The following is a 13460-nucleotide window of genomic DNA, read 5'->3' as shown; positions in this document are numbered from 1 at the left end:
CTCGCGGCATGGTTGACGGGCAGGGGCGGCATGGGACGCACGAAAAGGCCTGACCTGGCGGCGGCGCGTCCGGTGCGGACCGAGCTTCTGGTCATCGACCTGATGAACCGCCTGCTCGATCCCGGGCGCGACGGGATCGACCTTGCCCTGGACGAGGTGCTTGGGCGGATCGGGATGGCTTTCGGTCTGGACCGGGTGTTCCTGTTCCGCAACCGCCCTGACGGGACGCATTACAACAGCCATGAATGGGTCGCGCCTGGGGTGACGCCGCTGAAACCCCGGATGCAGGCGCTGTCGCCCACCGTGCGGGCAAGCTGGCACGCCGCTTTCGTTGCCGGAAGGCAGGTGCGCATTGCCAACCGCAATGATCTGCCCCCCGACATGCCGGAACGCCGTTTCCTGGAAGAGATCGGGGTCTGGTCCACGCTGATGCTGCCGCTGATGGACAGCGAACGTCTGATCGGCGTTTTCGGCTACGACAGTCAGGTTCCCGACCGCATCTGGACCGAGGATGAGGTCGGACTGCTTTCCAGCGTGGGGCATGCGGTCTCGGCGGTGCTGATGCGTCACGAGGCGGCAGCGGCAGAAGCGGCCATGCGGCAACATCTTGAGGCAACCTTGCAGGCGCTGTCCGATCTCGTGATCGAGATCTGTCCACAAGGTACGATCCTTGCCTGCCACAGCGACAAGCTGCCGTGGCTTTCCGGGCTGGTCCGCGCCGGCATCGGCCGTCCGCTGGCCGAGGTTCTGCCCGAGGCGCTGGCGCGTGTCCTGGGGCAGATCGTTGCCGACCCGCCGGCACCCCATACCCGCGTCACCCGTCGCGTGGGGCTTGCCTCGCTGGTCGCGCCGCACTGGTACGAAGTCTCGGTCGCGCAACTGCCGCAGGACAGGTCCGGCGCGCGCGTCGGCCTGGTCGCGGTAATCCGCGATCTGGCGGCAGCCGAAACCCCGAGCGCGATGGCTGCCTATCGCGAAGGCCAGTTCACCGCCTTCTTCGAGATGTGCCCGCATCCGATCCTTTTGAACGACTATGACACGGGCGAGCTTCTGGATGCCAACCGTGCCTTCCAGAAGGTCTTCGGCCTTGACCCCAAGGCAACGTCGGGCCTGCATCTGCGCAACCTTCTGCCAGCCGATGCGATGGCGGTGATCGGGCCGGCGATCGACGCGCTGCGCGAACAGCGCGTCTACGGCCCGCTGGAGGCGCGGCTGCGCCGGGTGGACGGCAGCTGTTTTCCGGCCGTGCTGCGCGGCTTCATGAGCATCGACCCGAACGGCCGCCGCCTTGTCTGGGCGCTGATCGAGGATGTGACCGAGATCCGCGCCAAGGAGGCGGCCCTGCTGGCCGAACAGAAGGCATTGGAGGAAACCCGCTCCCGCTTCCTGTCGGCCATCGAGGCACTGGACGATGGCTTTGCCATCTTCGATGCCGAGGACCGCCTGGTGCTGTGGAACAGCGCCTACACGCGCGTCTTTTCCCGGATCGCCGACCGGATCCGGCCTGGCGCGCTGTATGACGACCTGCTGCGCGCCGCGATAGATCACGGCGTGTTCGGCCCGCCGGGCGAACGCGATGACGCAGCCCTGCAGCGGCGTCTGAACCGCGGTCTGACCGAACCCTGGGATGGCGAGGACGAACTGGCCGACGGCCGGCTGATCCTGGTGCGCGAACGCTCTACCCCCGGCCGGGAAACGGTGGGGGTTTACGAGGACATCACCGCACGCCGTCTGGCGGACCGGCGGTTGCAACAGGTCGTGGACGGCGGTGAACTTGCCGTCTGGGATTGGGACATCGACCAGGGCCTTTCCACGATCAACGACCGCTGGCGGACAATGCTCGGCCATGACGGGCGATCTGCCACGATCGCCGATCTGTTCCGCCTTCTGCACCATCAGGACAGGTTCAGTGTTCTGGAAGAGCGGCGCCGGCTGTTCGAAGGCGGGGCGGACGATTTCGACTTTCTTTGCCGGATGCAGCATGCACAGGGACACTGGGTCTGGCTGCTGTCGCGCGGTCGTGTGCTGGCGCGCCGGTCCGATGGAACGCCGCGGCGCATCTCGGGGGTGACGCTGGATGTATCCGCCCGGATCGAGGCAGAACAGCGCCTGTCGCGGCTGATTGACGGGGCACAGGTCGGCACCTGGGAACACGACATGCGCACCGGCGTGACCCTGGTCAGCGAACGCTGGGCGGAAATCCTGGGGTATCGCGCGGCAGAACTGAACCCGATGCCGCTGTCGGTCTGGCTGGACCTGCTGCATCCTGATGACAAGCGCGATCTTCTGGAGCACGAGGCGCGGGCCTTCGCCGCCGGCCAGTGGCAGATCGAGCACGAGATACGCCTGCGCCATCGCGACGGGCACTGGGTCTGGATCCTGTCCCGGACGCAGGCCATCGAATGGGACGCGGCGGGCCGGCCGATCCGCACCAGCGGCGTCAATCTTGACATCTCGGCTGCCAAGGCCCTGGAGGCGGCGCTGGCGCGCGAACGCGACACGCTGGCGCGGATCATGGAAACGTCGGTCTCGGGCATCGTTGCGATCGATGGCGCCGGGCGCATCGTCTTTGCCAATGCCGCGGCCGAAGCCGTGCTTGGCCGGCCGATCGCCGCCGGAGATGACCTGCCGCGGATGCTGATTGAAGCGGCCGATCCTGGCGCAGCCGGCCAGGCGAACCTGCCCCTGATGCGCGCCATGTCGGGCGAGGGCGTCGGGCGGGACATGCGGCATGCGATCCGCTGGCCCGACGGCAGCCGCCGGGTGATCCTGGTCAACGCGGCCCGCCTGACGGCCCCTGACACCGGGCTATCGGTTGTCTGCGCCCTGACGGACATCACCGATGCCGTAGAAAACGAAGAGCGGCTGCGCACGGCGATGATCGCGGCCGAGGCCGCGAACCGGGCAAAGTCTGACTTCTTGGCCGCGATGAGCCATGAGATGCGCACGCCGCTGAACGGCGTTCTAGGGATGGCGCGGGTCCTGGAAGGGCAGGAACAGGATCCGGACCGGCGCGAGATGCTGCGGATCATCCGTGAATCGGGCGATCATCTGCTGGCCGTGATCAACGACATCCTGGACCTTGCCAAGATCGAGGCGGGGCGTCTGGTACTGGACAGCCGCCCGCTGGATCTTTGCAGCCTGGTCGATCGTGTCCTGGGCGTTCATCGCGTTCAGGCCGGGGAAAAGGGGCTTGCACTGCGTCTGGTTTGCCGGGGTGAGAAGCGCGACCAGATCCGTCTGGGCGACGAGAAGCGGCTGGCGCAGATCCTGCACAACCTGGTCGGCAATGCCGTCAAGTTCACCGACCGCGGCGAGGTTTCGCTTTCGATCGACGCAACGGACGCCGAGCGGCTGGTGATGGAGGTCGCCGATACCGGACCGGGCATGACAGAGGACGATCTGGAACAGGTCTTCGAGGAATTCACCCAGGGCCAGGGCGGCTTGGCCCGGCAACACGGCGGCACCGGGCTGGGCCTGACGATCGTGCGGCGCCTTGCGCAGCTCATGGGGGGCGAGGTGGTGCTGTCCAGCGCGCCCGGCCAGGGCCTTTCGGCGCGGGTTGAAGTTGGGCTGCCCCGGCACGAAGGCCCGTTCGAAGCGGGCGATGCGGCCCGGCTGCCCGACCTTGCCGGCCTTCGGGTGCTGGCGGCCGAGGACAATGCAACCAACCGCATCATCCTGCACGGCGTGTTGCGCGCCTTGGGCATCGAGGCCGAGATCCTGCCGGATGGCGCGTCCGCGATCCGGCGCTGGCAGCAGGCGCCCTTCGACGCCGTGCTTCTGGATATTGCCATGCCGGGCTGCGACGGACTGGCAACGCTTTCTGCCATGCAGGCAGCGGCGCAGGCTACGGGGTGTGCGCCTCCGGTCGCGCTGGCCGTGACGGCGAACGCCATGACGCACCAGGTTCAGGACTACCGCGCGAAGGGTTTTGCCGGTGTCGTGGCCAAGCCCTTGCAACCCGAAGACCTTGCCCGCGCGCTGATCGCCGCGCTGCCGTCGCTGCGAACCACCTGAAAGCGCCGCGGGCTGTCCCGTCGGGGCAAGGCGGGGCCAGCCCTCCGCCCCCGGTCGGATTGCGAAATCGGCTTTGACAGGACGATCGGCCGCGGCGAAACATTGGCCTGTTGCTTCGGAGATGTCGCAATGCCTTGCCTGCAATTTTCCCTTGCCTGCGACGGGACGGCCCCGCTTCCGGTGATGGACGCATGACCGACCCGATCGCGCGCGCCCTTTCCCTGCCGATCTGGACCGGCACGCCCCGCGCCGAACCCCTTGGCGGCGGAATCACGAATCTGAATGTTCTCGTCACCGATGCCAGAGGCCGCGCCGTGGTGCGCATCGGCGACGACATTCCCGTGCACCAGATCATGCGCTTCAACGAACTGGCCGCCAGCCGTGCGGCGCATGCTGCCGGGGTCTCGCCCGCCGTCCTGCACCATGAGCCCGGCGCGCTGGTGATCGACTTTGTCGCCAGCCGCACGATGAGCGCCGAGGATCTGCGCGACCAGGAGATGCTGGAACAGGCGCTTGCCTTGGTCATGCATGCGCACCGCGACATTCCGCGCCACCTGCGCGGCCCGGCGCTGACCTTCTGGGTCTTCCATGTCCTGCGCGACTATGCCGCCACGCTGAAGGAGGGCCGCTCTCCTCATCGCCCGGCGCTTGCCGGCCTGCTGGACGAGGCGGCCGAGCTGGAACGGGCCGTCGGGCGGATCGAGCTGGTCTTCGGCCACAATGATCTTCTGCCCGCGAACTTCCTGCACGACGGCACCCGAATGTGGCTGATCGACTGGGACTATGCCGGCTGGGGTTCGCCCCTGTTCGACCTTGGGGGGCTTGCGGCGAATGCGGGCCTCGACATGACGCAGGAAGAATGGCTTCTGGCCGCCTACTATGGCACCTCGCCCGATGCCGACCTGTGGCGCCGCTACCGCGCGATGAAGGCGGCGGCGGCGCTGCGTGAGGCAATGTGGTCGATGGTGCAGGAAATCCATTCCGACCTCGACTTCGATTATGCCGCCTATACGGCCGGCTACCTTGACACCTACCGTGCGGCGCTGGCCGCCTTCAGGATTCTGCCATGACCGATCTTCCTTCCACCGCCCGCGCCGTCGTCATCGGCGGCGGCATCGTCGGCTGTTCCGTCGCCTATCACCTGGGCAAGCTGGGTTGGACCGACACCGTGCTTCTGGAACGGAAGAAGCTGACTTCCGGCACCACCTTCCATGCCGCCGGACTGGTCGGGCAGTTGCGCACTTCGGCCAACATCACCCAGCTTCTGGGCCATTCCGTTGCCCTTTACCGCACGCTCGAGGCCGAGACCGGGTTGCAGACCGGCTGGAAGATGAACGGCGGCCTGCGCCTGGCCTGTAATGCCGACCGCTGGACCGAGGTGAAACGCCAGGCCACGACGGCTCATTCCTTCGGGCTGGAGATGCACCTTCTGACGCCGAAAGAGGCGCAGGATCTGTGGCCGCTGATGACGATCGACGATGTGGTTGGCGCGGCCTACCTGCCGACCGACGGCCAGGCGAACCCTTCGGACATCACCCAGTCACTGGCCAAGGGTGCCCGCATGGCCGGGGTGCGCATCTTCGAGGACACCCCTGTCACCCGGATTCTTGTCGAAGATGGCCGGATCAAGGGGGTCGAGACACCCTTCGGCACCATCGCATGCGAAAAGGTCGTCTGCTGCGCCGGACAGTGGACCCGCGATCTGGCCGCGACCGTGGGGGTCAACGTGCCGCTGGTCAGTGTCGAACATCAGTACATGATCACCGAGCGGATCGAGGGCGTCACCCCGACCCTGCCCACGCTGCGCGACCCCGACCGGCGCACCTACTGGAAGGAAGAGGTCGGGGGCCTTGTCTGGGGGGGCTATGAGCCGAACCCTAAGCCCTGGGCGGTAAAGGGCATTCCGGAAGGCTTTCATTTCGAAACACTGACGCCGGATTTCGATCATTACGCACAATTCATGGACGATGCCATCGCTCGGGTTCCGGCGCTGGCCCATGCAGGGGTCAAGCAGCTGCTGAACGGGCCGGAAAGCTTTACCCCCGACGGCAACTTCATCCTGGGCGAGGCCCCGGAACTGCGCAACTTCTATGTCGGCGCAGGATTCAATGCCTTCGGCATCGCCTCGGGTGGCGGGGCGGGCATGGCGCTGGCGGAATGGGTGGCAAAGGGTGAACCGCCCTTCGACCTGTGGCCTGTCGACATTCGCCGCTTCGGCCCTCCGCACCGGGTGACTGACTATGTCCGAACCCGCACGCTGGAAGCCTATGCCAAGCACTACACCATCGCCTGGCCCGCCGAGGAAATGCGCTCGGCCCGGCCGCTACGCCGCTCTCCGCTTTACGCCCATCTGAAGGCGGCCGGTGCCTGCTTTGGCGAGAAGCTGGGCTGGGAACGTCCGAACTGGTTCGCTGGCCCGGGCGAAGAGGCCGTGGACCGCTATTCGATGGCCCGCCCCGGCTGGCATGAGGCCGTTGGCCGCGAACACCGCGCGGCGCGAGAGCATGCGGTGCTGATCGACCAGACCAGCTTCGCCAAGTTCCGCCTGACCGGCCGCGATGCGGCCGGGGCGCTGAACCGGATCGCGGCGGGCAATGTCGACCGGGCGGAAGGCAGCCTGACCTACACCCAGATGCTGAACGCGAAAGGCGGGATCGAATGCGACCTGACCATCGCCCGGCTGGGGCCGCGCGAGTTCTACATCGTCACCGGAACCGGCTTTGCCACGCATGATTTCGATTGGATTTCCAGGAATTTGCAGGGCGAGGTTCACCTTTCCGACATCACGTCGTCGATGGCTGTCCTGTCGCTGATGGGGCCGACGTCGCGCGAGATCCTGTCGCGCCATTCGCCGGATGACCTGTCGAACGCCGCCTTCCCCTTCGGCACGGCCCGCTGGATTTCTGTCGCCGGCTGCGCGGTTCTGGCGCTGCGTGTGACCTACGTCGGCGAGCTTGGCTGGGAGCTGCACATGCCGGTCGAGGTGGCGGTGACCGTGTATGAGGCCCTGATGTCAGGCGAGGGCGCACCGGTGCTGGCCGGCTACCGCGCGATCGAGACGCTGCGGCTGGAAAAGGGCTATCGCGCGTGGGGGGCGGATATCGGGCCGGACCACACCCCGGTCGAGGCAGGCCTTGCCTGGGCGGTGAAGATGAAGACGGGCATCGATTTCATCGGCCGCCAGGCCGTGGCGGCGCAACTGGCCGAAGGGGTGAAGAAGCGTCTGGCCACCTTCACTGCCGATCCGTCGGTCGTGCTGCTTGGCCGCGAGACGATCTATCGCAATGGCCAGCGCGTGGGCTGGCTGTCGTCTGGCGGCTATGGCCACACGGTCGGGAAAAGCATCGGCATGGGCTATGTCCGCCACCCGGACGGGGTAACGGAAGATTTTGTCCTGTCGGGCAGTTACGAGCTGGAAGTCGCATCGGAACGGGTGCCAGCCCAGGTGACGTTGGCGCCACTTTACGATCCGCTGAACCACAGGGTGAAGGGGTGAGCCCGCCCCGGCCATGATCCGGGGCCTCGCCTCACACCAGAGGTTCAGGATCAGGTCCGGGGGGGTGAAGGCGGCGCTATCCGTCGAACCGGGTCGCCCCACGCCGTCTTACATCGACCGGCTGGGTCAGTACCACCGCCTGATGCGCGCGCTGGTCGCAGTTCGCGCGCGGGCAGATGCGGCAGTTGATGCCGATCGGCACCATCCTTGCGCTGGGAAGCGAGAAACCCTCGGCATAGCCGATCTCTGCAGCGTGGTCGATCGTGCAGCCCATGGCAACGGCCAGCCGGTTATCCTGCGCGTGGCGAATCCAGGTCGGCCGGTCAACGGTGCGGGAAAATACGAAATACTGGGATTTGTCCGGCATCTCGACGAATTGCGGAACGATCTTGCCGGGTGTTCTGAAGCTGGTATGCACATCCAGCCGGGGGCAGGCACCGCCATATTCGGCCAAGTGGAAGTCGGTCGCGTTGAAGCGCTTGGTCACGTTGCCGCCCTTGTCGATACGCAGGAAGAAGAACGGGACACCCTGCGCACCTTCGCGTTGCAGCGTGGTGGCGCGGTGGCAGGCCTGCTCGAAGCTGACGCCGAAGCGGGTGGCGATGTGGTCGAGGTCATATTTCGTCGCCCGCGCCTCGGCCAGAAAGGCGGCGTAGGGCATCAGCACCGCGGCAGCGAAATAGTTCGCCAGTTCCACCCGCAACCGCGCTACCCCGCGCGGGTCGCTAATGCCCGAACGGTCCACGATGCCGTCTAGCAGCGCGCGCTGTTCCAGAAGCCCGCACATGTGGACCAGCTGGAAAGTGCGGTTGGTGTGGTCCATCGCCTCGGACAACAGGATCTCGCGGCGCGCCTCGTCATACTGGCGCAGCGTGTCGGGCAGTTCCTCGACCCGCGCGAGCCGCACCGCAATGCCCAGCCGGTCGCGCAGGCGCGCCTTGATCGCGGTATAGACCTCGTCCCGTTCGACCGGGGTTTCCCAGAAGCGTTCGGCTGCCTCTTCCAGTTCGCGAAAGTAGTTGCGATGGCGGCGGAAGACCGTGTGGACTGCGGCCTCGGGTGTTGGGGCAATCGTGGCGGTTTCCCCCTCGTTCAGGGCCAGAAGCTGGTCATTCGCCGCCTGGAAGGCCCGATGCAGCCGAAGGAAGGCGCTGGCAAGGTCGGGAGAATGCACCAGAGCAGCACGAAGTTGCGGCAGGTCGGGGCGGATGTCGAAGATCGGATCCTGCAAGGCCGCGCGCAGGTCGGCCAGCTGGCTGGCCCCGTCTTCCTCCACGATCTCGCGCCAGTCTACACCGTAGGCTTCGAACAGCCGCAAAAGAACCTGGACCGAAACGGATCTTTCGTTGTTTTCCAGAAGGTTGACGTAAGAGGCGCTGATTCCGAGCTTGCGCGCCATGGCGCCTTGCGTCTCGCCCCGCTCCAGCCGAAGGCGCCGCAGATGCGGGCCGATGAAGGTTTTCTGCATACTGTCGCACACAATGCATGATCTGTCAGATTTACAATATTACTGAAAATAACCCGTGTAAATCTTCGCATTCACAGCGAGACCCGCTTTGCCTTTGCACATCTTCCGGGCGATGGCAGGGGTGGTGCAAACGGAGGAGACCCATGCGCACCGGCATCAATCACCTTTTCATTCCCGGCCCGACCAATGTTCCCGAACCTGTCCGCCGCGCGATGAACGTGGCGATGGAGGACCAGCGCGGACCTGAATTCGGCGCCTTCGTTCTGGGAATCCTTGCCGACCTGAAGCGCGTCTTCCGGACGGGGACTGCGCGGGTGATGCTTTTTCCCGGCTCGGGCACGGGGGCATGGGAGGCGGCGATCACCAATACCCTGAACCCCGGCGACAGGGTGCTGATGGCGCGGCACGGCCAGTTCTCGACCCTCTGGGCGGAAATGGCCACGCGGCTGGGCCTTGATGTCGAGGTGATCGATGTCGCGTGGGGGGCCGGCGCGCCGGTGTCAGAGTTCGCCCGCCGCCTGGCCGCCGACCGAAAGGGCGCGATCAAGGCGGTCTTCGTGACCCACAACGAAACCGCAACCGGCGTTACCAGTGACGTGGCTGCCGTGCGCAAGGCGCTGGATGATTGCTTTCATGATGCGCTGCTGTTCGTGGATGGCGTCTCCTCGGTGGGCTCCATCGACTTCCGCATGGATGACTGGGGTGTGGACCTGGCCGTGACCGGCAGTCAGAAGGGCCTGATGTGCCCGGCCGGTCTGGGTATCCTTGCGGTCAGTCAGAAGGCGCTCAAGGCGTCAGAGAACGCGACCCTTCGCCGTGCCTATTTCGAATTCCGTGACTTTGCCATGACGGCGGAAACCGGCTATTTTCCCTACACCCCGCCAACGCAGATCCTGCACGGGTTGCGTGTCGCACTGGACCGCATCCATGCCGAAGGGCTGGACAATGTCATCGCCCGTCATGCCCGCCTGGCCGAGGGCGTGCGACGCGGCGTGGCGGCGTGGGGCCTGCAGACCTGTGCCGAGCATCCTTCGCTTGCGTCGAATACGGTGACGGCGATCAGGGTGCCCGAAGGGGTGGACGCGCGCGAGGTGATCCGCATCGGCCATGCCCGTTACAACACATCGTTCGGGTCGGGCCTTGCGCGGCTTGCCGGCAAGGTGTTCCGCATCGGGCATCTGGGTGACCTCAACGAAGGCATGTGCCTCACGGCGCTTGCGGTGGCCGAAATGGCGCTGGTCGAGGCCGGTGCGCATGTCAAGCTGGGGTCGGGCGTTGCTGCAGCGCAGGACTGGTATGCGCAATCTGCACCCGCTCAGGCCCTGCTGGCGGCGGAATAAAACAGGAAAGTCAATACGATGAGCCACACTCTTCACCCGCTGCGTCGGCAGCGGCTTCAGCGGTCTGAACTTGCCGTTCCGGCCTCGAACCCCTCGATGATCGACAAGGCGGCCGAAGGACCTGCGGATTACGTCTTTCTGGACCTCGAGGATGCGGTCGCCCCGCCCGAGAAGGAGCAGGCGCGCCGGAACTGCATTCAGGCGCTGAACGACATCGACTGGGCGGCGAAAGGCAAGACCGTCAGCGTGCGGATCAACGGTCTTGATACCCATTACATGTATCGCGACGTGGTCGATGTGATGGAGCAGGCAGGAGACCGGGTGCATACCCTGCTGGTGCCCAAGGTGGGCGTGCGCGACGATCTTTACATGGTCGAGGCGATGGTCAATCAGATCGAGCAGGCCAGGGGCTACCGCACCCGCGTGGGCCTAGAGGCGTTGATCGAGACGGCCCTTGGCATGGCGAATGTCGAGACAATCGCCCAGTTTGGCGGTCGGCTGGAGGCGCTGCATTTCGGCGTGGCGGACTATGCCGCCAGCATGCGGGCACGTACGGTAAACATCGGCGGTCTGAATCCGATGTATCCGGGCGACCAGTGGCACGCCGCGATCAGCCGCATGGTCATTGCCTGCCGCGCCTATGGTCTGCGCGCCATCGACGGCCCCTTCGGTGATTTTTCCGACCCTGAGGGCTACAGGGACGCTGCGCGCCGCGCGGCCGCCCTGGGCTGCGAGGGGAAATGGGCCATCCACCCCAGTCAGGTAGCCCTTGCGAACGAGGTGTTCAGTCCGACGGATGCCGAGGTCACCAAGGCCCGCCGCATCATCGAGGAACTGAAACTGGCCGAGGCGCAGGGGAAGGGAGCCGCCAGCCTCGACGGCAAGATGATCGACGCCGCCAGCGAGAAGATGGCGCGCAACGTGCTGGTGATCGCCGAGGCGATCGCGGCGCAGTAGGTCGCTCATCCCTTCCTTGCGGGCGGTCTCGCTGAGGTCAGCGCGGAGCGCCCGCAAGGCAGCGACAAGCGGCAGCATGGAGGAGGAAACACGATGGACATCCACGAATACCAGGCCAAGGAAATCCTTGCCCGTTTTGGTGTGCCGGTACCGCGCGGTGGGCTGGCCTACAGCCCCGAACAGGCAGGTTATCGGGCGCGGGAACTGGGCGGCAGCGCCTGGGTGGTGAAGGCGCAGATCCACTCCGGCGGTCGGGGGGCGGCCGGAGGCGTGAAGCTGTGCCGCGACGAACATGAGGTCGCCAGTTTCGCCGCAAGCCTGTTCGGCAAGCAGCTTGTCACCAAGCAGACCGACGCGAACGGCAAGGGCGTCTATCGCCTGTGGATCGAGGCAGCCAGCGACATTGCCCGCGAGATGTATCTGGGCTTCGTCCTCGACCGGAAATCCGAGCGGATCATGATCGTCGCCTCGGCGCACGGGGGGATGGAGATCGAGGATCTGGCCGAAACCGACCCGGAATCGTTGCGACGCATGACCATTGACCCCGCCGTTGGCCTGACCGAGTTCCAGGCGCGTGAACTGGCCTTCCGGCTGGGCCTGAAAGGCGGCCAGATTGCCCAGATGGTGACGATCCTGAAGGCCTGCTACCGCGCCTACCGCGACCTTGACGCGGTTATGGTGGAAATAAACCCGCTGGTTATCACCGGGTCGGGCGACCTGGTGGCACTGGATGCGAAGATGTCTTTTGATACCAACGCCTTGTTCAGGCAACCTCAGGTGGCCGAACTGCGCGACCGCAGCCAGGAAGACCCGCGGGAAAGCACCGCAGGCGACCATGGTCTGGCCTATGTAGGGCTGGAGGGCGACATCGGCTGCATCATCAACGGTGCAGGGTTGGCGATGGCCACGATGGACATGATCAAGCTGGCCGGGGGGGAACCCGCCAATTTCCTGGACATCGGCGGTGGCGCCAGCCCCGAGCGCGTGGTCAAGGCCTTCCAGACCGTTCTGGCCGACCGGAACGTGTCGGTCGTGCTGGTCAATATCTTCGCGGGCATCAACCGGTGTGACTGGGTGGCCGAGGGCGTGGTCACCGCCTACCGCCAGCTTGGTCTGTCGTTGCCCGTCATCGTGCGCCTTGCGGGCACCAATGTCGAGGAAGGCCGCCGGATCATCGACCAGTCCGGCCTGCCGCTGATTTCCGCAGACACTCTGGCCGAAGCCGCCGCCGCGGCCGTCGCCGCCCGCCCCCGCAAAGCCGCCTGACGGAGGAACCCATGGCCATTCTCATCACCGAAAAGACCCGCGTCATCGTGCAGGGCATCACCGGGCGGATCGGCAGCTTCCACGCGGCCGACATGATCCGCCATGGAACCAATGTCGTGGGCGGCGTCACGCCCGGACGGGGCGGGGAAACCCACCTTGACCGGCCGCTGTTCAACACCGTGCGCGAGGCGGTCGAGGCGACAGGAGCGGAAGCCAGCCTTGTCTTTGTCCCGCCCCCATTCGCCGCCGATGCGATCATGGAGGCGGCCGATGCCGGAATCCGCACGGCAGTGTGCGTCACTGACGGCATCCCCAGCCAGGACATGATGCGGGTGAAGCGATTCCTGAAGCGCTATCCCGAGGCCCGCAAGATGCGGTTGATCGGCCCCAACTGTGCCGGGATCATCAGTCCCGGCAAGGGCTTCATGGGGATCATGCCGCCACACATCTATATGCCGGGTCGGGTTGGAATCGTCGGCCGGTCGGGGACGCTGGGCTATGAGGCCGCGTCCCAGATGAAGGCCCTGGGGATCGGCGTTTCGACTTCAGTCGGCATCGGTGGCGACCCGATCAACGGTTCCAGCTTCAAGGACATCCTGCAACTCTTTGAAGATGATCACGAAACCGATGCAGTGATGATGATCGGCGAAATCGGCGGCCCACAGGAGGCCGAAGCTGCTGCCTATGCGCGCGACCACATGTCCAAACCGGTTGTGGCCTATATTGCCGGGCTTTCGGCACCCAAGGGCCGCAAGATGGGCCATGCGGGCGCCATCATCAGCGCCTTCGGTGAATCGGCGCAGGAAAAGGTGGAAATCCTGACAGCGGCCGGCATCACCGTGGCCCCGAACCCCAGCGCCATGGGTGAGACCATGGCCCGTGTCCTCAGCATGAAGAAGGCGGCCTGAGGCGA

At 65.8% G+C, this 13460-nt stretch carries 8 protein-coding genes; 7 read left to right on the top strand and 1 reads right to left on the bottom strand.

Annotation, left to right across the window (positions count from 1 at the left end; all coding sequences use genetic code 11):
• Window positions 1-30: 30 nt before the first annotated feature.
• The 3 genes from EZM81_RS02320 to EZM81_RS02310 all read left to right on the top strand — a co-directional run bounded on the left by EZM81_RS02320 (window position 31) and on the right by EZM81_RS02310 (window position 7516).
• Window positions 31-4020 (top strand): PAS domain S-box protein, encoded by a 3990-nt coding sequence (locus EZM81_RS02320; protein ID WP_136644630.1) that lies wholly within the window; start codon window positions 31-33, stop codon window positions 4018-4020.
• A 191-nt stretch (window positions 4021-4211) separates the two neighbouring features.
• Complete coding sequence (locus EZM81_RS02315; protein ID WP_135449044.1) at window positions 4212-5090, top strand: phosphotransferase; 879 nt, start codon at window positions 4212-4214, stop codon at window positions 5088-5090.
• A complete protein-coding gene (locus EZM81_RS02310; protein WP_136644629.1) occupies window positions 5087-7516 on the top strand; it encodes an FAD-dependent oxidoreductase in 2430 nt (809 codons plus the stop codon). Before EZM81_RS02315 ends, EZM81_RS02310 begins: the two co-directional genes overlap by 4 nt.
• Before the next feature lie 76 nt (window positions 7517-7592).
• Here EZM81_RS02310 and EZM81_RS02305 read toward each other — a convergent pair whose 3' ends face one another.
• On the bottom strand, window positions 7593-8984 hold the full coding sequence (locus tag EZM81_RS02305) for a short-chain fatty acyl-CoA regulator family protein (RefSeq protein ID WP_136644628.1): 1392 nt from the start codon (window positions 8982-8984) through the stop codon (window positions 7593-7595).
• A 143-nt stretch (window positions 8985-9127) separates the two neighbouring features.
• Here EZM81_RS02305 and EZM81_RS02300 point away from each other — a divergent pair, with 143 nt between their 5' ends.
• The 4 genes from EZM81_RS02300 to sucD all read left to right on the top strand — a co-directional run bounded on the left by EZM81_RS02300 (window position 9128) and on the right by sucD (window position 13455).
• A complete protein-coding gene (locus EZM81_RS02300) occupies window positions 9128-10324 on the top strand; it encodes an alanine--glyoxylate aminotransferase family protein (RefSeq protein WP_136644627.1) in 1197 nt (398 codons plus the stop codon).
• An 18-nt stretch (window positions 10325-10342) separates the two neighbouring features.
• A complete protein-coding gene (locus tag EZM81_RS02295; protein ID WP_135449048.1) occupies window positions 10343-11281 on the top strand; it encodes a CoA ester lyase in 939 nt (312 codons plus the stop codon).
• A 93-nt stretch (window positions 11282-11374) separates the two neighbouring features.
• The gene (locus EZM81_RS02290) at window positions 11375-12547 is read left to right on the top strand and encodes a malate--CoA ligase subunit beta (RefSeq protein WP_136644626.1); all 1173 of its coding nucleotides are present in this window, start codon (window positions 11375-11377) and stop codon (window positions 12545-12547) included.
• Window positions 12548-12558: 11 nt separating this feature from the next.
• Window positions 12559-13455: a succinate--CoA ligase subunit alpha gene (sucD, locus tag EZM81_RS02285; RefSeq protein ID WP_135449050.1), complete on the top strand. Its 897-nt coding sequence runs from the start codon at window positions 12559-12561 to the stop codon at window positions 13453-13455.
• Window positions 13456-13460 lie beyond the last annotated feature (5 nt).

Origin of the sequence: Tabrizicola sp. YIM 78059 (genome assembly GCF_004959785.1) — a bacterium.
GTDB classification, from domain to species: domain Bacteria; phylum Pseudomonadota; class Alphaproteobacteria; order Rhodobacterales; family Rhodobacteraceae; genus Tabrizicola; species Tabrizicola caldifontis.
Note: the sequence above shows the minus strand (reverse complement) of the source record. Positions and strands in the feature narration are given on the sequence as shown.